The following is an 18,326-nucleotide window of genomic DNA, read 5'->3' on the forward strand; positions in this document are numbered from 1 at the left end:
GCGGGTGCCTCAGCGCACCCAATCCTGATATTTGTAGTAGGCGCCGACGAACGGCAGGAACCACGGCGTGCCGAAATAGCCCGGTATCGCGTTCCAGTCGCCGCGATCGGCGAGCGGGTTCAGGTCGGCCCGCCCGTCCAGCACCTCCGCCATGATCGATCCCATATAGGTCGCCATCTGCGTGCCGTGGCCGCTATAGCCCATCGAATAGAAGACGCCGTCGCGCTCGCCCGCGTGCGGCAGCCGGTCCTGCGTCATGTCGACCAGGCCACCCCAGCAATAATCGATGCGGGTATCGGCCAGTTCGGGGAAGACCGAGATCATCGACTGGCGCAGGATCGCGCCGCTCTTCGCGTCCGAACGCGGGTCGGTGGAGGAGGAGAAGCGCGCGCGCCCGCCGAACAACAGGCGGTTGCCGGGCAGGGTACGGAAATAGGTGACGAAGTTGCGCGTGTCGGTGGTGTTGCGGCGATGCGGCGTCAGCCGGTCGAGCAGCTCCTGCGGCAACGGCTCGGTCGCGATCAGGAAGGCGCCGACCGGGATCAGCCGGCGGCGGAACCAGCCGAGCGGGCCGACCCGCGACGTGCCGGTGGCGAGCAGCACCTGGTTGGCGCGCACGCTGCCGTGCGGGGTCGTCACCTCGTGCACGGTGCCGCCGACGCGCGTCAGCTTGGTCAGCGGATTGTCCTGATAGATGCGCGCGCCATGGCGGGCGGCGGCCTCCGCCAGCCCTTGACCGTACTGGCCCATGTGCATGCTGGCGCTGCGCGGATAGATCATGCCGCCGAAATAGCGGTCGGACCCGATCTCCGTGCGCAGTTCCGATCGCGGTAGCATCCGCGTTTCCGGGTCGACGCTCTTCGCCAGCAGGGCCTGCGAGCGCGCGATCTTGTCGTAATGTTCGGGCCTGGCGGCGACCTTCAGCTTGCCGACGCGCTGGAAGTGGCAGTCGATCCCTTCCTCGGTGACGATCGATTCGACCTTGTCGACCGCGGCGTTGAAGGCGCGGTACAGCGTCGCCGCGCGCGCCTCGCCCATCGCGGCGACCATGCCGTGATAATCCTGCGCGAAGCCGTTGTTGCACATGCCGCCGTTGCGCCCGGATGCGGCACCCGCGACGCGATCGGCCTCCAGCAGGACGACGCTGGCGCCCTTCTTCGCCAGTGCCAGCGCCGCCGACAGCCCGGTGAAGCCGCCGCCGACGATGGCGACGTCGGCCACCCCCTCCGGTCCGCCGGGCATCGCGTTGGCAAAGGGCGTCGCGGTGTCGAGCCAGTAGGAGTGCATCTTCATCGGATCAGCCTTCGTCGGTCGGTGCGGCGGCGATCGCGTCGATCTCGACCAGATAGCCGTAATGGAGTTCGGGCACCGGAACGACGGTGCGCGCGGGGCGATGGTCGCCCATCACCTCGGCATAGACGGCGTTGAACCGCGGCCAGTTCTCGACGCCGACGATATAGGCGGTGACCTTGACGATCCCCTCCGGCCCGGCACCGCCGGCGCGGACGGCGGCGAGCATGTTGGCCAGCGCCTGGCGCACCTGATCCTCGAACGGCCGCTCGGCGGTGTGCGAGCCGTCGGGGCGGATGCCCAATTGGCCCGCGGTGAAGATCAGGCCGCCGCCGCGCGCGACATGGCGATAGTGGCCGCCGGGCGGCGAGAGATCGTGCGCCATGCCGTTCACCACCCCCGGATACGCGGCAGGATCGCGGCGACGCGCGTGCCGCCGTCGTCCAGCACATGATAGCGGTCGTGCTGCGCGCTGGTGGCGCAGGCGTGATTGGGCAGGATGCGCACGCGCGACCCCACCGGCAGGTCGGGCAGGGTGGCGCCGCTGCCCGGACGCACCGTCAGGATGCCATGTTCCTGGCTGGCATCGCCGACGATCAGGTCGGGAAAGGGCGTGCCGTCCATCGCACAGACCAGGCCATAGCCCTGATCGACGGGATGCTTCTGCGTCCCCCGGTCGCGCGACATCGCCATCCAGCCGGCGTCGGTCAGGATCCAGCCCTTGTCGGCGCGATGCCCGATCACGGTCGCCAGCACCGACACCGCGATATCGTCCAGCGTGCAGACGCCGATGCCGCGCATGACGAGGTCGAAGAACATGAACACGCCCGCGCGCACCTCGGTCACGCCGGTCAGGTCGCGCGCGAAATGCGCGGTCGGGGTGGAGCCGACGCTGACCACGGGGCAGGCATGGCCGGCATCGCGCAACAGCCCGGCCGCGGCGACCGCGGCGGCACGCTCCGCCTCCGCCATCTCCGGCAGGCCGACGCCGCCGCGCGCGTTGTACGATTCGCCGGCATGGGTCAGCACGCCCAGCAGCGCGACGCCGCCGGCGCGGAGCCGGTCGGCGATCGCGACGATCGTCGCGTCATGCGGCAGCAGCCCGCCGCGATGCCCGTCGCAGTCGATCTCGATCAGCACGCCGGGCATCGCCGCCCCGTCCGCCGCCGCATCGGCCAGCGCGTGCGCCTGCTCGATCGAGTCGATCAGCACCCCCAGCGACACGCCGCGCGCCACGAGCGCGCGGGCGCGCGCGATCTTCTCCGGCGCGAGGCCGACCGCATAGGTGATGTCGGTGATGCCGCCGTCGGCGAAATATTCCGCCTCCGCCAGCGTGGATACCGTGATCGGGCCGGTGCCGTCCGGGAACAGCCGGCGCGCGAGGTCGATCGACTTGGCGGTCTTCACATGCGGGCGGAACGACACCCCCAGCGCGTCGAGATGACGGCGCAGCCGCGCGACGTTGCGGTCGAACGTCGCCAGGTCCAGCAGCAGCGCCGGCGTCTCGATGCCGGTCAGCGGGGTGGCGGCGGTCATCAGAAATACTTCAGCCAGGCGATGTCGCGGCGGCGGCGCTTCAGCCGCGAGAACCAGGCGGTCGGCACGTACAGCGGCACCAGCAATGCCACGTACCAGACGAAGATCCAGTTGTAATTGTCGATGCCGACATAGGTGCCGTGGTTCGGCCCCCAGATGGCGAGCGCGCTGTGATAGAAGACGCGCAGCACCGCGAGGTGGAAGATGTAGAAGAACATCGGTGCCCCGCCGAACACCGCCAGCGCGGCGATCAGCCGCGAGCGGTCGATCCGCTCGAACAGCGCCAGCAGCAGCGCGCCACCCCCCAATGTCGGCATCAGGAACAGCAGCGAGGCGGGATATTTGGTCAGCGAGATGAAGCTGAGCAGCGTGCGGACGGGATCGCCCGCGACCACGAACCACGGCTTGTCGCCATAGACGTTCAGCAGCCGCAGCGCGACGAACCCGGCGATCAGCGCGACGCCCAGCGTCACCAGCCGCCGCTCGCGCACCGCGGCGTCGACGTCGGCGCGGAACCACGCGCCGATGCCATAGCCCAGCATCATCACCCCCATCCAGGGCAGGATCGGATAGGTCGTCTTCGCCACGAAGCCGAGCGGCAGCGCGAACGTGTCGCGCTGATGCAGCATCGCCCAGAGCGGGAACAGCGTGTCGTCGGACGTCAGCCGGATCGGATCGAGCAGGTTGTGCAGGCACACCAGCGCCAGCCCGACCGCGATCAGCGCGGGGCGCGGCAGGTGGCGCAACCCCGCCAGCGCGATCATGCACAGCCCGATGCACCAGATCACCTGCAGCCAGAAGGTCGGCTGCGGCACGATCCCCCAATAGAGCGGCGACAGCAGGAACAGCTCCATCGCCATCAGGATCAGCCCGCGCTTCACCAGGAAGGCGGTGGTCTCTTCCGCCGAATGGCTGACGCTGAACAGATAGGCGCCGAGGCCGGTGAGCGCGACGAAGATCGGCGCGCAGAAGCTGGCGGCGAAGCGCGCGAAGCCCAGCGCGGGCAGGATCGTGCGCGCATCGACCGGATCGGCCACGGGGACGTACACGAACCACGTCTCGCGCAGATGGTCGAGCAGCATCAGCACCATGACGAAGCCGCGCAGCGCGTCGATATTCTGCAACCGGGTGCGCGCCGCGGGTGTCGCGCGCGGCGGTGCGACGCCGGCCGCGATCGGCCCGGATGCGATCGAGACACTTCCCCCCATATGGCCCTCGCTTGTTGTCGGTATGCTGGTATCGGTCATCTTGATCCCATCGATCCAGCGACATGTATCGACTTTGAATCGGATCGTGCGCCGCCGTGCCGTGTCATCCACGCGTCACGGAACAAGATTCCGCTTCCTCCGCGGCGGCATGATCGGCGCTGTCCGTACACGCAAACGGCATCATCCGCGCCTGCCAACCCGTTCTTCGCAACGGTCTTTCGATGGGCTGGGCTAGACAGGCAGGACGACATGCCCGCACGCCCGTGCCGGTGTCGAACAGGGGGGTGCGATGCGCGTCGACGGCATGACCTGCGTCTATATCGACGGCCGGTGGGAGGAGCGCGCCGGTGCGGCGATGCTGCCCGTGGTCGATCCGGCGACCGAGGCGACGATCGGCGCGATCGCCGCCGGCACCGCGGCGGACGTCGATCAGGCGGTGATGGCGGCGCGGCGCGCGTTCGAGCCGTTCGCGGCCACGCCGGTGGCGGAGCGGCGCGCGCTGCTGGTGCGGATGCTGGACCTGCTGGAGGCGCGGGCGGAGGTGTTCGCGCAGGCACTGTCGGTCGAGATGGGGGCGCCGATCGCGTTCGCGCGCGCGTCGCAGGTGCCGTTCGCGATCGCGCACGTCCGCGCCGCGATCGAGGTGCTGGAACGTTACGACTTCGTGCGCGAGGAGGCCGGCTATGCGGTGGCGAAGGAGCCGATCGGCGTCTGCGCGCTGATCACGCCATGGAACTGGCCATTGTACCAGATCACCGCCAAGGTCGGTCCGGCGATCGCCGCCGGCTGCACCGTCGTGTTGAAGCCGAGCGAGCTGTCGCCGCTCAGCGGTCTGCTGTTCGCGCAGCTGATGCACGATGCCGGCACGCCCGCGGGCGTGTTCAACCTGGTCAACGGCACGGGCGAGGTGGTCGGCGCGGCGCTGTCGTCGCACCCGGAGGTCGACATGATCTCGATCACCGGATCGACCCGCGCCGGTGTGCTGGTGGCGCAGGCCGGCGCGGTCACGGTCAAGCGCGTGGTGCAGGAACTGGGCGGCAAATCGCCCAACGTCTTCCTCGACGATGCCGATTTCGCGACCGCGGTGGCGAAGGGGGTGCAGTCCGGCATGCGCAACACCGGCCAGTCGTGCAGTGCGCCGACGCGGATGCTGGTGCCGGCGCACCGGCTGGCGGAGGTCGAGGAGCTGGCGGCGGCGGCGGCGACCGCCTTCGTCGTCGGCGATCCGCGCGACGAGGCGACGACGATGGGGCCGATCGCCAATGCTGCGCAACATACCCGCGTGCTCGCGATGATCGCCGCGGGCGCGGCGGACGGTGCGAAGCTGGTGTGCGGCGGCGCGACCCGGCCCGACGGCGTCGATCGCGGGTTCTACGTCCGCCCGACGATCTTCTCCGCGGTGACGCCCGAGATGCGCATCGCGCGCGAGGAGATCTTCGGCCCGGTCCTCTGCATCATGCCCTATCGCGACGAGGAGGAGGCGATCGCGATCGCCAACGACACGCCTTATGGGCTGGGCGCGCACGTCCAGTCGGGCGATCTGGCGCGCGCGCGCCGCGTGGCGCGCCGCATCCGCGCGGGCCAGGTGCACATCAACTATCCCGCCTGGACCGCGCACGCGCCGTTCGGGGGATACAAGACGTCGGGCAACGGGCGCGAATACGGCGTCCACGGTTTCGAGGAGTATCTCGAAACCAAGGCCATCCTCGGTTACTGACCCTCTTCGTCCCGGAGCGCTGATCCATGCCCGCACCCCTCGACCGCATCACGTCGTCGCCGCTGCTGCCGCATGCGGCGGATGTCGTCGTCGTGGGGGGCGGCATCATCGGCTGCTTCACCGCTTATTATCTGGCGAAGCGCGGGCTGACGGTCGCGCTGCTGGAAAAGGGCGTGATCGCGGGTGAGCAATCGAGCCGCAACTGGGGCTGGTGCCGCCAGCAGAACCGCGACGCGCGCGAGCTGCCGATGGCGACCAAGGCGATCGAATTGTGGGAGCAGTTCGCCGCCGACACCGGCGAGGATACCGGGTTCAACCGCTGCGGCCTCGTCTATTTCAGCAACGACGAGGCGGAGCTGGATACATGGGCGCGCTGGGGCGAGTTCGCGCGGGGCGAGGGGGGTGACGACGTTCATGCTCTCCGCGGCGGAAGCGGCGGAGAAGGGCCGCTCGACCGGGCGCCAGTGGAAGGGCGGGGTGCATTCGCCGACCGACGGCACCGCCGATCCGTCGCGCGCCGCGCCCGCGGTGGCGCGCGCGATCATGAAGCTGGGCGGCACCGTGATGCAGAATTGCGCGGTGCGCGGGCTGGAAACGGAAGGCGGGCGCGTATCCGGCGTGGTGACCGAGCGCGGCACGATCCGGACCCCCGTCGTGGTGCTGGCGAACGGTGCCTGGGCGTCGTCCTTCTGCCACCAATATGGCATCCGCTTCCCGCAGGCGACGATCCGCCAGACCGCGATTCAGGTCGGATCGGGCGACAATAGCGCGATCCCGCCCGCGCTCTACACCTCCAACGTGGCGATGACGCGCCGCGCCAACGGCCAGTATGCGCTGGCGATCAGCGGGTCGGGCAAGGTCGATCCGACCCCGCAATTCCTGCGCTTCTCGCCGCAATTCCTGCCGATGTTCCTGCGGCGCTGGCGCAAGCTGTCGCCGGGCGGGTTGCAGGGGCTGACCAGCGGGCACGAGACGCTGTCGCGCTGGCGGCTCGACCGGCCGACCCCGATGGAGCGCACCCGTATCCTCGACCCGCAACCGGATGCGGCGGCGGTCAAGCGCACGTTCGCCCGCGCGGCGGAACTGATCCCGGAACTGGGGCGCCGTCCGATCGTGGCGAGCTGGGCCGGGTTCGTCGACAGCACACCCGATGGCGTGCCCGGGATCGGCGCGATCGACAGCCTGCCCGGACTGATCCTGGCGGCGGGGTTCAGCGGGCACGGCTTCGGCATCGGCCCGGGGGCGGGGCATCTGATCGCCGACCTGGCGAGCGGGGCCACGCCGATCTTCGACCCCAAGCCCTATCACCCCGACCGGTTCCGCGCCTCCGCCTGGGGCAAGGTGGCGGAATTCTGACCGCGGCGGCGACAACCGATTGTTCACGGCCTTGCCGTATAAGTACCGGATCATGAACGGAAACCCCGCATTTCCGCACGCGATCGACCTCGCCGTGGCGGCCCCCACGCGGCTGGTGGCGCGCCATGTGAGCGAGATGCTGTCCGACCGCCACCGGCGCTGGAAGGACCTGCTCGGGACCGATCCGCTGACCGCCTTCATCATGGGCGTCGTGATCGGTGCGGGGATGCAGCATCATCCCTATCGCGCGCCCGGCGGCGGCCGCTGGATCCCGATCGAGGCGGGCGCGACGCTCGGCCGGGCGGTCAGCGGCAGCGCGGTGGCGCAATCGATGCATGTTCCGCTCACCACGGTGCGGCGCCACGCCGCCGACCTGATCGCGGCGGGGCTGCTGGAGCGGCGCCCCGGTGGCTTCGTCGCGGCGCCGGCGTTCTTTCGCGATCCGCGGGTGCCGGCGTTCGCGTGCGATGGCGTCGCCACGCTGGCGCGGATGCTGGAGGCGCTGGCGGCGGCGGGCTATGCGCCGGCACGGCGCTGGCCGCGCGAGGTGCTGGACGTCGTGCCCGCGGGCGTGGTCGAGCGCCTGCTCCTGACCTTCGCCTTGCGCGCGCTGGAGACGTTCACCACGCAATATGACGGCTTCCAGTCCGGGCTGATCGTCGCCATGATCGTGGAGATGAACGTCCGCCCCGTCACCCGCGACTCGCTGCTGTCGGCGCGCTACGCCGATGTGCCGCCGCCCGATGCGCTGCGCGTGCCGGTGTCGATCCGCGCCCTGGCGCAGGCGCTGGATCTGCCGTTCGAGACCGCGCGGCGCCGCGTCGCGATGCTGATGCAGGCGGGGGACGGTGGTGCGCAGCGCGCGCGGCGTGATCGTGCCCGCGTCGGTGTTGTCGAGCGACCTGTATGCCGCGAACAACCGCCGCATGATGGCGCATTTCGAGCATCTGCTGCACCAATTGTCCGCGCTCGCGCGCCCGACATCGCGCGCTGCGTGAGGCCGGCGGCGGGCGACGACGCGCCGGTCACGCGGATCGGCGGGCAGCGCACGTTGTTCGTGATGGCGACCGAGCATGAATATGGCGCACATCTGCGGGCGCGATGCCGCCCGCTGGTGACCGGCGTCGGCCCGATCGAGGCGGCGGCGGCCACCGCAATGTGCCTCGCGCGGCTGGAGGGTCAGGGTGCGCTGCCCGATCGCATCGTGTCGCTGGGCTCCGCCGGATCGCGCCGCTGCCGTCTGGGTGAGGTCTATCAGGTCGCGAGCGTGTCGTGGCGCGATATGGACGCGTCCGCGCTGGGTTTCGCGAAGGGCGTGACGCCGTTTTCGGACCATCCCGCGCGCCTGCCGCTGGCGACGCCGCTGCCCGACGTGCCGATCGCGACGCTGTCGACCGGCGCCGACATCGTCACGGGCGCGCGATACGATGCGATCGACGCCGATCTGGTCGATATGGAGACGTTCGCGGTGGTGCGCGCGGCGGCGCGCTTCGGCGTCCCCGTCATCGGATGGCGCGGCGTGTCGGACGGCCCGGACGAGCTGGACGGTCTGTCGGGCTGGACCGCGCTGCTGGCGGTGCTGGACGAGCGGCTGGCGGCGGCGGTGGATGCGCTGGCGACGTTGTGACGCTGCCTCCTTGACGCCACGCGGGACGCGGACCACGCTTCCGGCCATGACGATCCTCTCCCGGCTGGCGCGCCTCGCGCCGATCCCGCTCGCACTCGCCGCCCCCGTCGCCGCGCAGCAGACGCCCACCATGCTCAACGAGCAGGTGAACGAATATGACTGGGTGCGCCCGCAGGCGGATTTCGTCCGCCGCACGGTCATGATCCCGATGCGCGACGGCAAGAAGCTGTACACCGTCATCGTCTTCAGGAAGGGGACGCACGACGCGCCGATCCTGCTGACGCGCACCCCTTATGATGCCGATGCCAATACCAGCCGCAAGCGCAGCCAGAGACTAAGCGAGATCGTCCGCGTCGGCGACGTGCCCTTCGTCGAGGACGGCTATATCCGCGTCTATCAGGACGTGCGCGGGCAGCATAAGTCGGAGGGCGATTACGTCATGAACCGCCCGCTGCGCGGGCCGCTCAATGCGACGAAGGTCGATCACGCCACCGATGCCTATGACACGATCGACTGGCTGGTGAAGAACGTGAAGGAGAGCAACGGCCGCGTCGGCGTGACCGGTGTGTCCTATGACGGCTTCACCACGCTGATGGCGATGATCGACCCGCATCCCGCGCTGAAGGCGGCGGTGCCGTCCAGCCCGATGGTCGACGGCTGGATCGGCGACGACTGGTTCCACAATGGCGCGTTCCGTACCTTCGGCTTCGACTATGACGTGGAGCAGACGGTGGAGAAGGGCGCGGGCGAGGTGCCCAAGGGGACGGGCGACGATTACGCCGCCTATCTCGCCGGCGGATCGGCCTATGATTATGCCAATGCCTATGGGCTGACCGCGCTGCCGGTGGTGCGCAAGGTGCTGGAGCACCCCGCCTATGATAGCTGGTGGCAGGGTCAGGCGGTCGACAAATTGCTGGGCGCGCGCACGCTGACGGTGCCGACGATGCTGGTGGTCGGGCAATGGGACCAGGAGGACAGCTATGGCGCGCCCGCGGTCTATCGCGCGCTGACGCAGTCCAAGCGCGACAATGCGCCGGTCAGCCTGGTGATCGGCCCCTGGTTCCACGGCCAGAACATGAGCGACGGACGCCAGCTGGGCTCGCTGAAGTTCGAGGGCGATACCGGCGCGCAGTTCCGCGACCGGCTGATGAAACCGTTCCTCGATTGCCGGCTGAAGACGATCGCACCGCCGCCGTGCGCGCCTGCGGGCGTGTTCACCTATGCGACCGGCGCCAACCGCTGGGAAACGTCGTCGACCTGGCCCGCGGGCACGCCGACGCCGCTGTACCTGGCGGGCGGATCGTCGCTGACGTGGACGAAGCCCGCAGCGGGCAGCGACAGCTATGTCGCCGATCCCGCCAAGCCGGTGCCGATGCTGCCGCGCCCGATCAAGATGTCGGGCGACGAATGGCGCACCTGGCTGGTGCGCGACCAGCGCTTCGTCGACGGGCGCACCGACGTGCTGAGCTATACCACCCCGGTGCTGGACAAGGCGGTCCACATCAAGGGCGCGCCGCGGGTCGACCTGCACGCCGCGACGACGGGGCGCGACGGCGATTTCGTGGTCAAGCTGATCGACGTCTATCCGGAGGAAAATACCGCCGATCCGGCGATGGCGGGGTATCAGCTGGGAGTGGGGATCGAGATCTTCCGCGGGCGCTACGTCAACGGTTTCGCGACTCCGGCACCGCTGGAGCCGGGCAAGACCTATGCCTTCGGCTGGTCGCTGCCCAATGCGGACCATGTGTTCAAGCCGGGGCACCGCATCATGGTGCAGGTGCAGTCGTCGCTGTTCCCGCTGTACGACCGCAATCCGCAATCATGGGTGCCCTCGATCATGTCGGCTAGGCCGGGGGATTATGTGAAGGCGACGCAGACGGTGCGCTGGGGCGGCGATGCGGCGAGCGCGGTGTGGCTGCCGGTGGTGGGGGATTGAGGGTGATGTAAAAAGCCCCTCCCCTTCAGGGGAGGGGTTGGGGTGGGGCAGTCAAAGGCCACGAACGCTGGTCTCGGTGAGACCTCCCCCACCCCCAACCCCTCCCCTGAAGGGGAGGGGCTTGATCGCTCACACCGGCGCTTCGATCTCGAACCGCACTCCTTCCGGCGGGTAGGCGATCGCGGCGCTGCCATCGACATGGTGCGCCAGCACGCGCGCGATCATCCGCGTGCCGAAGCCGGTGCGCGTCGGTGCGGTGACGGCGGGGCCGCCGCTTTCGACCCAGACGAAGCGGAAGCGGCGTTCCGCCTCGCTGCCGGTCAGCGACCAGCGGATCGTCACCCGCCCCTCCGCCACCGACAGCGCGCCATATTTGATCGCGTTGGTGGCCAGTTCGTACAGCGCCATCGACAGCGCCAGCGTCAGGTCCGGTGACAGCCGTACCGACGGGCCTTCGCTGGTGAAGCGGCGGCCGTTGCGGTCGATGAAGGGGGCCAGCACGCGATCGACGATGTCGCCGATCGCCGCGCCCTCCAGTTCGTCCTGCACCAGCAGTTCGTGCGCGGTGCCCAGGCTGGCGATCCGTCCGGCCACCGTGCGGCGCGCGTCGTCGATCGAGGCGGCGTCGCGCAGCGTCTGCCCCACCACCGCGCCGACCGTCGCCAGCGTGTTCTTCACCCGATGCGTCAGCTCGCGTGCCAGCACCGCGCGATGCTCCTCGGCGAACTTGCGGCCGGAGATATCGGCGGAAAAGCCCGACATCATCAGCGGCGTGCCATCGGCGCGATATTGCATCCCGCCCTGCACATGGACCCAGCGCTGCTCGCCCGACGTGGTCAGGATGCGATATTCGATGTCATAGGGCGCGCCGCCGTCCAGCGTCGCCGCGACCGCCGCCTGCTGGCGCGGCAGGTCGTCGGGATGGATGCACCCGATCAGCTCGGCATAGGTGAACGGCCGGTCGTGCGGGCGGCCGAAGATCGCCTTGCATCCTTCCGATGCGGTCAGCGTCTGTGCCGCCGGATCGAACGACCAGGTGCCCAGCCCGCCCGCGGCCAGCGCCATGGCCAGCCGTGCCTCGCGTTCCATCAGCGCGGCCTCGCGATCGGCCAGCTCCGCCTCCAGCGTGGCGCGATCCTGCTGCAGCTTCGCCACACGATGCCGCTCGATCGTGACGTCCAGCTGCGACGCGACGAACCAGCGCAGCGCGCCCGCGGGATCGAACACCGGCGCCACCATCAGCCGGTTCCAGAACGGCGTGCCGTCGCGGCGGTGGTTGAGCAGGTCGATCTCGATCCGCTCGCGCCGCCGGATCGCCTCGCGCAACTGGGCGACATCCGCCGCCGCCGTCAGCGGCCCCTGCATGAAGCGGCAGTTGCGCCCCAGCACCTCGGCCGCGGCGAACCCGGTCAGCCGCTCGAACGCGGCATTGACGTAGATCAGCGGATTGTCCGGCAGCGTCGGATCGCTGACCACCATCGGCGTGATGCTGCGGTCGAACGCGGCCAGGATCGGATCGCTGGCGTCCAGCCGGGCGGCGAAGCCCGCGATCGCCGCGCGCACGGCGGCGGGCGGTTCGATCGGCCGTATCGGCGCATCGGGAAGCGGCTGGCGGTCCAAGGCAGCGCCAGCCTAGCCTGCGCCGCCCGGCCCGACAATGTACCGGAAGCGTACCGAACGCCTAGCCGGCATTGGCCTCGCGGAAGCGTGCGGTGCGTGCGGCGCGGTCCGCCATCGCGAGCCATGCGGCCTCCGACCGGCGGCAGCGTTCGCGGACATGGGTCAAGGTCGCGGCATCAGCATCGCGCGCGCACGACGCGGCCTGTTCGCGGTAATAATCTTCCATCACCAGTCTCCCCTCTTGATGTCAGCCGATCCGGTCGACCATCCGCTGCGCCGCGGTGGCGGGATCGGCGCGGCATTGAAATGTCGGGATCGGCTCGAATGGCGCGCGGCGCACATCGATGCGCCCGGCATCGCCGCTGGATGTCTCGCTGATGTCGTCGGGCATGAAGGTCCGGGCGCTGGAGTGAGGCGTCAGCTGCAAAGCCCCGGCCGATGGTCGTAACGGATGTTAAAGGAATAGGTTCCGGCGCATGGCCACGTCACATCGTTGTCACATCGTTCCGGGCGGAGGCGCCATGTCGTAGGCGTGCCCCACCTCCGCCGCGACGAAGCGCGCGGGCGCCACCCCCGCCGCCGCGAGTGCCGCGGCCAGCGCCTCGCGCGGCGCCTCGCGCGCCTCGTCGGTCAGCTGGAACGTGCCCCAGTGGATGCCCAGCGCGCGCGCCGCGCCGACATCGCGGAAGAGGCGCACCGCCTCCTCGGGATTGACGTGCTGCGCCTTCATCAGCGCGCGCGGTTCATAGGCGCCGATCGGGATCAGCGCGACGTCGGGCGCGCCCAGCCGCTCGCGCACCGCGGCGAAGATGCGCCCGTCGCCATAGCCGGTGTCGCCGACGAACCAGACCGATCCCGCCGGCGTCTCCAGCCAATGCCCGCCCCACAGCATCATCCGCGCGTCGCTGGGCCAGCGGTTGGACCAGTGGTACGCCGGGGTCAGCGTCGTCGCGACCCCGTCCGCCAACACGATACGATCCCACCAGTCGCCCGCGATGCAGCGTGCGCCCGGCACGCCCGTGCGCACGATCGTGTCGTTGCCCAGCGGCATGACCATCAACGGCGCGTCGCGCGCATGGAGACGGCGCAGCGTCGCGATGTCGAGATGGTCGTAATGGCCGTGGCTCAGCACCACCGCGTCGATCGGCGGCAGGTCGTCGAACACGATGCCCGGCGCGGTCGCGCGTTTCGGACCGGCTAGGCGGAACGGGCTGGCGCGCGGCGACCAGACCGGATCCGTCAGGATGTTGACGCCGGCCGCCTGCACCAGCAGCGACGCATGGCCCACCATCGTGACGCGGACCCCCGCCACCCGCGCTTCCGGCGTCGCGGGCACGACGGGCACCGACGCCGGCCAGCGCGCCGCATCGCCCGACAGCTTCCACTTCAGCACCGCGCCCAGCGACAGGTTGCCCGCGGGCGGCAGGCCGGGGTTGAAGAAGCGGGTCCCGTCGAAATGGTCGCTCGCTGGCCCCTGATAGTAACGGTTGCGCGTCATCCGCTATCTTTCGCGCCCGATCGCGACAGCGGCAAGTCCGCGCACGTCGACCCGCGCCTTCAATCGCGCCGCCAGCAGTGCGGTACCGCTCACCTTGCGCTGAACGAACAGCGTCTCGACATGCGGGACGTGCCAGGTCGCGCGGTCGGCGATCATCGCCTTCGCCTCCTCGCGCACCACCGGCACGAAGGCGCGGTCGCCGAAGTCGAACGGTCCGGGGCGGTGGAGCGCAGCGTCGATCGCGGCGACGATGCGGTCGATCGCGGGGCGATGCGCCGCCGCGGCGGCGGCGCCGAGGAAGCCCGTTTCCACCGCGATGTTGCGGATGCGGTCGCGGTCGCGCGCCAGCCCGGCCTCGATCAGCCGGCGATAGGCGGCGGCGGTGTCCGCCGGCACCGCACGCGTCGCGCCGAAATCGAGCAGCACCAGCGCGCCCGTATCCGGTTGCCAGCGGTAGTTGGCGAAATTGGGATCGGTCTGCATCACGCCGAAGTCGAACAGTTCGCGCAGGACCAGCGTCACCAAGGCGGTGATCGCGGTATCGCGCGTCTCCTGCCCGGCGTCCGCCAGCGTCTCGATCGGCCGGCCGGGGACGAATTCCATCGCCAGCACGCGGCGGGTGGTCAGCGCCTCCTCCAGCGCGGGGACGACATAGCGCGCATCGCCCGCCAGCCGCGCGCGATAGCCGCGCAATTGCTCGCCCTCGCGGACGTAATCCGCCTCCTCCGCCAGCTGGCGCTTCGCCTCGGCGAGCAGCGGCGCGAGGTCGAGCGACGGCGGCACTACGCCGGAGACGCGCAGCAGCGTCGCGACATTGTCGACGTCGGACGCGATGCTGTCGGCGACGCCGGGATATTGCACCTTGATCGCCAGCACGCGTCCGTCGGGTAGGGTGGCGCGATGCACCTGCCCGATCGAGGCGGCGGCGATCGGCGATGCCTCGAAATGGCGGAAGCGGCGGCGCCAGTCGCTGCCCCATTCCTGCCGCAGCACGCGGTCCAGCTGCTGCGGCGGCATCCGATACGCCTGGTCGCGCAGCCGCGCGAGGATCGCGGACAGATCGGCGGGCAGCATGTCGCCGGCATCCATCGAGATCATCTGACCCAGTTTCATCGCGGCGCCGCGCAGGTGCGACAGCCGATCGGCGACGCGCGCGGCATTAGCCGGCGTCAGCACCAGATCGCCGATCCGCGGGCGCTCCCCGGCGGCCAGCCGGCGCGCGCCCTCCGCCAGCATCCCGCCCGCCACGCCGCCCGCCAGCCGCCCGAACCCGCCCAGCCGCGCCAGCCGCCCGCTGGGCACCGCACGGTGGCGGACGCCGCGGTCGGGCGGGGCGGGATCGTCGTCGTCGTGCATGACCGCGACAGCGCGGCAGCGCCGCCGCGGTTCCCGCACCGGGGGGGGCTGCATCGTTGCGGCGCGGGCCGATTTTCGCCACGCTGGCGCGATGAGCCGGCGCAGGACGATCCAGGCGACGCTGATCGTCATCGCGGCGCTGGTGGTGCTGGGGGCGGCGCTGTACGGCGCGCAGCGCGTCGCCACCGCGCGTGCGATCGACGGCGTGTCGCAGCGCGCGCGCGCGTCCGCGATCCTGCTCGCCTCCAGCTTCCGGCGCGAGCTGGACAAGTTCCGGCTGGTGCCGGTCGTGCTGGCCGACGATCGCGAGGCGCGCGATGCGCTGGCGACGCGCGATCCGGCGCGGCTGGCGGCGCTGAACCGCAAGCTGGAGGTGCTGAGCACGCAGACCGGCGCCGCCAACGTCTATCTGCTCGATGCGCAGGGGCGCGCGGTGGCGACCAGCAACTGGCGCCGGCCGGAAAGCTTCCTGGGCGACGATTACGCCTATCGCGGCTATTATCGCGATGCGATCCGCACCGGCGTGGCGCAGCAGTTCGCGCTGGGGCAGCGCAGCCGCATGCCGGGGCTGTATATCAGCAAGCGCGTCGACGACGGCGCCGGGCGCGCGCTGGGCGTCTTCGTGGTCAAGGTGGATTTCCGGTCGCTGGAGCGCGAATGGCGGCGGACCGCCGATGCCGCCTTCGTCACCGATGCGCGCGGCATCATCCTGGTGACCGCACAGCCGGCGTGGCGCTTCCAGACGATCCGCCCGCTGTCGTCGCGCGAGCGCGAGCAGGCGCGCCGCTCGCTGGAATATGGCGCGGTGGCGCTGGCGGAAAATCCGCTGTTCGCCCATGGTGCGGTGGCGGCGACAGGACGCGCCGCTTTCGTCGAGGCGGTGGAGCCGATCCGCGGCTGGCGCGTGCATGTGCTGGTGCCGACCGCGGCGGCGGTCGCGGGCGCGCTGGCGGTGGCGCGGCTGGCGCTGGCGATCCTGGCGATGGCCGCGGTGGGCCTGTACCTGCTGTGGCGCTGGCGGCGGCGGCGCGAGGCGGCGCGGGTCGCCGCGGCGGCGAATGCGCGGCTTGCCGCGCTGCGCCACCAATTGGTGCAGGCCAACAAGCTGGCGACGCTGGGGCAGGTGACCTCGGGCGTGGGGCATGAGATCAACCAGCCGGTCGCCGCGATCGCCGCCTATGCGCACAATGCGCGCCTGTTGATCGAGCGCGGCCGCGCAGAGGAGGCGACCGAGGCGATCGCGCATATCGTCGCGCTGACGCAGCGGATCGGCGTCATCACGCGCGAGCTGCGCGGGTTCGCGCGGCGCGCCTCCGGCACGGTCGAGCCGGTCGCGGTGGCGGAGGTGTTCGACGGCGTGCGCCTGCTGCTGCGCGACCGGTTGCAGGCGCTGAGGGCGACGTTCATGACCGCGGGCGCGGAGGCCGCGGTGCGCGGCGAGCGGGTGCGATTGGAGCAGGTGATGGTCAATCTGGTGCAGAATGCGCTCGACGCGGGCGCGCGCACCGTCACCGCCACGGTGGATGCGCGCGGGGATCGCGTGCGCATCACCGTCGCGGACGATGGCCCCGGGATCGATCCGGCGATGCGCGACGCGCTGTTCCAGCCGTTCCGCACGTCGAAGGCGGACGGACTGGGGCTGGGGCTGGTCATCGCGCACGATATCGTCGCGGATCTGGGCGGGACATTGTCGCTGGGTGAGGCTGCAATGGGAGCGACGTTCGTCATCGACCTGGAGCGTGCGGCATGAGCGACGTGCTGCTGGTCGACGACGACGACGACCTGCGCCGCGCGACCGCGCAGAGCCTGGACCTCGCCGGCCATGCGGTGATCGCGGTCCCCAACGCAGCGGCGGCGCTGCGCGAGGTGGAGAAGGGGTTCGACGGCGTCGTCGTCACCGACATCCGCATGCCGGGTATGGACGGGCTGGCGCTGCTGGCGCGGCTGAGCGCGAGCGATCCCGACCTGCCGGTCATCCTGATCTCCGGCCATGCCGACGTGCGCACCGCGGTGGCCGCGCTGCGGCAGGGGGCGTGCGACGTGCTGGAAAAGCCGTTCGTGGTCGATCAGCTGATCGCCTCGATCGATCGCGCGTTGGAGCGTCGCCGGCTGATCGCGGAGAACCAGCGGCTGCGCGCGGTGCCGTCCGATCCCGACGACGGGCCGCTTCTGGGCCGCTCCCCCGCGATCGAGCAGCTGCGCCGCGCGATCGCGCAGGTCGCGCCGCTTGCCGTCGACGTGCTGGTCCAGGGGGAGACGGGAACGGGCAAGGGGGTGGTGGCGCAGATGCTGCACGCGCGCTCGCGGCGGCGCGGTGCGCTGGTGACGATCGACGGCGGCGTCTTGCCGGCGGGATTGTCGGGGGGACTGGCGGAGGCGGAGCTGCTGGGCGCGGTGGCGGGCGCATTGCCGGGCGGCGCGATGCCGCGCACCGGCCGCATCGAGCAGGCGCACCGCGGCACGCTGTTCCTCGACGATGTCGATGCGATGGCGGAGCCGGTCCAGCTGACGCTCCAGCGCGTGCTGGAACGGCGCGAGGTGGTGCCGCTGGGCGCGAGCGCGGCGCGCGCGGTCGACCTGCGCGTGGTGGCGGCGGCAACCGCGGACGTCGAGCAGCTGGCCGCGGCAGGCCGGTTCCGCGCCTCGCTCTATTACCGGCTGAACGGCGTGACGCTGCGCCTGCCGCCGCTGCGCGAGCGGCGCGAGGATGTGGTGCCGCTGTTCCGCGCCTTCGTGCTGCGCGCGGCGGCGCGGATGGGGGTGGCGCCGCCGCCGCTCCATCCCGCCGCGTTCCGCCGGCTGGAGCGGCACGACTGGCCCGGCAACGTGCGCGAGCTGATGCGCTTTGCGGAGAACGTCACTTTGGGGCTGGTCGGCGACGATCCGCAGCAGGGGGCGGAGGGGGGCACGACCGACCTGAAGCAGCGCGTCGACGCGTTCGAGGCGCAGGCGATTGAGGAGGCGCTGGCCGCCGCCGGCGGCGACGCGACGCGCGCCTGCGCGGCACTGGGGCTGCCGCGCAAGACCTTCTATTACAAGGTACAGCGGCTGGGGATCGACCTGGGACGGTTTCGCACCTGAAAAGCCCCTCCCCTTCAGGGGAGGGGTTGGGGTGGGGCAGTCAAAGGCGGCACTCTCTGCGAGGCATCCCCCACCCCCAACCCCTCCCCTGAAGGGGAGGG

General features: G+C 70.7%; 14 protein-coding genes and 1 pseudogene. 6 read left to right on the forward strand and 9 right to left on the reverse strand.

The features are described from left to right. Window positions 1-9: 9 nt before the first annotated feature. Genes PGN14_RS04395 through PGN14_RS04410 form a run of 4 tightly spaced genes read right to left on the reverse strand, consistent with a single transcriptional unit; the run spans window position 10 to window position 4,034 of the window. Window positions 10-1,293 (reverse strand): NAD(P)/FAD-dependent oxidoreductase, encoded by a 1,284-nt coding sequence (locus PGN14_RS04395; protein WP_335298218.1) that lies wholly within the window; start codon window positions 1,291-1,293, stop codon window positions 10-12. A 4-nt stretch (window positions 1,294-1,297) separates the two neighbouring features. After that, a complete protein-coding gene (locus PGN14_RS04400; RefSeq protein ID WP_335298219.1) occupies window positions 1,298-1,675 on the reverse strand; it encodes a RidA family protein in 378 nt (125 codons plus the stop codon). A gap of 5 nt (window positions 1,676-1,680) precedes the next feature. After that, window positions 1,681-2,826 (reverse strand): alanine racemase, encoded by a 1,146-nt coding sequence (locus PGN14_RS04405; protein ID WP_335298220.1) that lies wholly within the window; start codon window positions 2,824-2,826, stop codon window positions 1,681-1,683. Beyond that, window positions 2,826-4,034, reverse strand: a complete 1,209-nt coding sequence (locus PGN14_RS04410; protein ID WP_443019466.1) for a DUF1624 domain-containing protein — start codon at window positions 4,032-4,034, stop codon at window positions 2,826-2,828. Before PGN14_RS04410 ends, PGN14_RS04405 begins: the two co-directional genes overlap by 1 nt. Window positions 4,035-4,323: 289 nt before the next feature. Between PGN14_RS04410 and PGN14_RS04415 the strand changes: the two genes are divergently transcribed. From PGN14_RS04415 to PGN14_RS04430, 4 genes and pseudogenes are all read left to right on the forward strand, one after another. Beyond that, the gene (locus PGN14_RS04415; protein ID WP_443019449.1) at window positions 4,324-5,751 is read left to right on the forward strand and encodes an aldehyde dehydrogenase family protein; all 1,428 of its coding nucleotides are present in this window, start codon (window positions 4,324-4,326) and stop codon (window positions 5,749-5,751) included. Between the two features lie 26 nt (window positions 5,752-5,777). Then, a pseudogene (locus PGN14_RS04420) lies at window positions 5,778-7,107 on the forward strand (NAD(P)/FAD-dependent oxidoreductase). A 1,033-nt stretch (window positions 7,108-8,140) separates the two neighbouring features. Then, entirely contained in the window at window positions 8,141-8,734 is a 594-nt protein-coding gene (locus PGN14_RS04425; protein WP_335298576.1) for a 5'-methylthioadenosine/S-adenosylhomocysteine nucleosidase, read from the forward strand. Window positions 8,735-8,780: 46 nt separating this feature from the next. Next, window positions 8,781-10,670 (forward strand): CocE/NonD family hydrolase, encoded by a 1,890-nt coding sequence (locus PGN14_RS04430; RefSeq protein ID WP_335298222.1) that lies wholly within the window; start codon window positions 8,781-8,783, stop codon window positions 10,668-10,670. 129 nt (window positions 10,671-10,799) lie between these two features. Here the strand turns inward: PGN14_RS04430 and PGN14_RS04435 are convergent, their stop codons facing one another. From PGN14_RS04435 to PGN14_RS04455, 5 genes are all read right to left on the reverse strand, one after another. Beyond that, window positions 10,800-12,290 (reverse strand): HWE histidine kinase domain-containing protein, encoded by a 1,491-nt coding sequence (locus tag PGN14_RS04435; protein ID WP_335298223.1) that lies wholly within the window; start codon window positions 12,288-12,290, stop codon window positions 10,800-10,802. Window positions 12,291-12,351: 61 nt separating this feature from the next. Then, window positions 12,352-12,519: a hypothetical protein gene (locus PGN14_RS04440; protein WP_335298598.1), complete on the reverse strand. Its 168-nt coding sequence runs from the start codon at window positions 12,517-12,519 to the stop codon at window positions 12,352-12,354. An 18-nt stretch (window positions 12,520-12,537) separates the two neighbouring features. After that, window positions 12,538-12,681, reverse strand: a complete 144-nt coding sequence (locus PGN14_RS04445) for a hypothetical protein (RefSeq protein ID WP_335298224.1) — start codon at window positions 12,679-12,681, stop codon at window positions 12,538-12,540. A gap of 105 nt (window positions 12,682-12,786) precedes the next feature. After that, the gene (locus tag PGN14_RS04450) at window positions 12,787-13,788 is read right to left on the reverse strand and encodes an MBL fold metallo-hydrolase (protein ID WP_335298225.1); all 1,002 of its coding nucleotides are present in this window, start codon (window positions 13,786-13,788) and stop codon (window positions 12,787-12,789) included. Between the two features lie 3 nt (window positions 13,789-13,791). Further along, window positions 13,792-15,144 (reverse strand): ABC1 kinase family protein, encoded by a 1,353-nt coding sequence (locus PGN14_RS04455; RefSeq protein WP_335298226.1) that lies wholly within the window; start codon window positions 15,142-15,144, stop codon window positions 13,792-13,794. A gap of 91 nt (window positions 15,145-15,235) precedes the next feature. On the opposite strand from PGN14_RS04455, the gene PGN14_RS04460 reads away from it, so the two are divergent. After that, window positions 15,236-16,894 (forward strand): sensor histidine kinase, encoded by a 1,659-nt coding sequence (locus PGN14_RS04460; protein ID WP_335298227.1) that lies wholly within the window; start codon window positions 15,236-15,238, stop codon window positions 16,892-16,894. Then, window positions 16,891-18,225 (forward strand): sigma-54-dependent transcriptional regulator, encoded by a 1,335-nt coding sequence (locus PGN14_RS04465; RefSeq protein WP_335298228.1) that lies wholly within the window; start codon window positions 16,891-16,893, stop codon window positions 18,223-18,225. Before PGN14_RS04460 ends, PGN14_RS04465 begins: the two co-directional genes overlap by 4 nt. The last annotated feature ends 101 nt before the right edge of the window (window positions 18,226-18,326 follow it).

This window comes from Sphingomonas adhaesiva, from assembly GCF_036946305.1.
Classification (GTDB): Bacteria; Pseudomonadota; Alphaproteobacteria; order Sphingomonadales; family Sphingomonadaceae; genus Sphingomonas; species Sphingomonas adhaesiva_B.

Bases quoted from the DNA above. Each gene is read 5' to 3' on its own strand.
- PGN14_RS04410 (WP_443019466.1), bottom strand. From the start codon at position 4,034: ATGGGGGGAAGTGTCTCGATCGCATCCGGGCCGATCGCGGCCGGCGTC.
- PGN14_RS04465 (WP_335298228.1), top strand. From the start codon at position 16,891: ATGAGCGACGTGCTGCTGGTCGACGACGACGACGACCTGCGCCGCGCG.
- PGN14_RS04415 (WP_443019449.1), top strand. From the start codon at position 4,324: ATGCGCGTCGACGGCATGACCTGCGTCTATATCGACGGCCGGTGGGAG.
- PGN14_RS04395 (WP_335298218.1), bottom strand. From the start codon at position 1,293: ATGAAGATGCACTCCTACTGGCTCGACACCGCGACGCCCTTTGCCAAC.
- PGN14_RS04455 (WP_335298226.1), bottom strand. From the start codon at position 15,144: ATGCACGACGACGACGATCCCGCCCCGCCCGACCGCGGCGTCCGCCAC.
- PGN14_RS04430 (WP_335298222.1), top strand. From the start codon at position 8,781: ATGACGATCCTCTCCCGGCTGGCGCGCCTCGCGCCGATCCCGCTCGCA.
- PGN14_RS04400 (WP_335298219.1), bottom strand. From the start codon at position 1,675: ATGGCGCACGATCTCTCGCCGCCCGGCGGCCACTATCGCCATGTCGCG.
- PGN14_RS04460 (WP_335298227.1), top strand. From the start codon at position 15,236: ATGAGCCGGCGCAGGACGATCCAGGCGACGCTGATCGTCATCGCGGCG.
- PGN14_RS04445 (WP_335298224.1), bottom strand. From the start codon at position 12,681: ATGCCCGACGACATCAGCGAGACATCCAGCGGCGATGCCGGGCGCATC.
- PGN14_RS04450 (WP_335298225.1), bottom strand. From the start codon at position 13,788: ATGACGCGCAACCGTTACTATCAGGGGCCAGCGAGCGACCATTTCGAC.
- PGN14_RS04405 (WP_335298220.1), bottom strand. From the start codon at position 2,826: ATGACCGCCGCCACCCCGCTGACCGGCATCGAGACGCCGGCGCTGCTG.